General features: G+C 67.0%; 2 protein-coding genes. Both read right to left on the minus strand.

Going from position 1 to position 1,145, the window contains the following annotated elements; all coding sequences use genetic code 11:
- On the minus strand, positions 1–586 hold a 586-nt coding region (locus A9X05_RS14820; RefSeq protein WP_067782321.1), incomplete at its 3' end, for a hypothetical protein.
- Positions 587–727: 141 nt separating this feature from the next.
- Positions 728–931: a cold shock protein CspA gene (cspA, locus tag A9X05_RS14825; RefSeq protein WP_007166602.1), complete on the minus strand. Its 204-nt coding sequence runs from the start codon at positions 929–931 to the stop codon at positions 728–730.
- Between the last annotated feature and the right edge of the window lie 214 nt (positions 932–1,145).

The raw sequence follows: 1,145 nt of genomic DNA on the forward strand, positions 1-1,145 counted from the left end.
CCCGCGGCCACACCGCTGACGCGTCAACGCCGTCTGGGGCTTCGCCCACGTTCTCTACCAGGCGTGATAGCCGACGACGGCCGCTGATCCGCAGCGCCGGGCGGCCGCCGCGGGTGCCAATCAATGTCGGCGCGATTCCGACCCGCATCAAAGCCGACGCCAGCGGGGAATGGGTATCGGGCGCGTGGGGATCGAGACCCAGAAGGTAATGGTCGCCCTCCGGATGACCGGCCGCCAGCGTCCAGGCCCGCAATTCACGCGGTCCGGGCAGCCAGCGCGGCGGCACCGTCTTGACCGCCCCGCGCGTCCATTCGGCCGCCAGGCTCACCAAGGCCGGGGTCACCGCCGTACGCACCAACGGCGTGTCCTCGTCGGTCCGGCAGATCTCGGGTTCCAGCCCCGCCTCGCGGATCATCTCGGCCAACGCGGCGGCGCGCCAGGCCTGATCCACCACCACGGAAAGGCGCGCACCCTGCCCCTCCGGCCCGCCGACCAAGACGATCTGACCGGAAGCCGCCAGCACCCCGGAGAGATCGGCGACCGCGGGGGGCACCGACTCCGCTGTGAAGAAGGAAAGCTGGCTCACGCCACCGACAGTAGGCCAGGTCCGCCATCCGCGTCTTGAGGCAACCGGCGCGGCGTCGCAAACCGGCCGCAATACGAAAACCCCCCGGCGGGCCCGCTACGCGGGACTGCACGGGGGGTTCGTGGAGATTCGGCTCGTCCTTTAGACGGAGCGGACTCCGGTGGCCTGGGGGCCCTTAGGGCTGTGGCCGATTTCGAACTCGACCTTCTGGTTTTCTTCGAGGGTGCGGAAGCCCGAACCCTGGATCTCCGTGTAGTGGACAAACACGTCGGCGGAGCCGTCTTCGGGGGCGATGAACCCGAAGCCCTTCTCCGCGTTGAACCACTTCACAGTTCCCTGTGGCATCTCTCGATCTTTCCTTTTCTTCTGGGTGCGGGGCATCGCCTTTCGATGCCCCGGGCCTGGTACGACCGCCATACCTCGCTCAGTCGCCGGAACTTCACCCGACCGATTAACCTCGCAGGAACCGCGGCCGCAACGATAGATCCTGCGAAAGTTTGACACGAACACAGAAGCTGCGACCGCAAATAGTCAACCATGTTCATCGCTTCGGCGACAG

It is taken from the genome of Mycobacterium sp. E3298, assembly GCF_001666895.1.
GTDB lineage: Bacteria > Actinomycetota > Actinomycetes > Mycobacteriales > Mycobacteriaceae > Mycobacterium.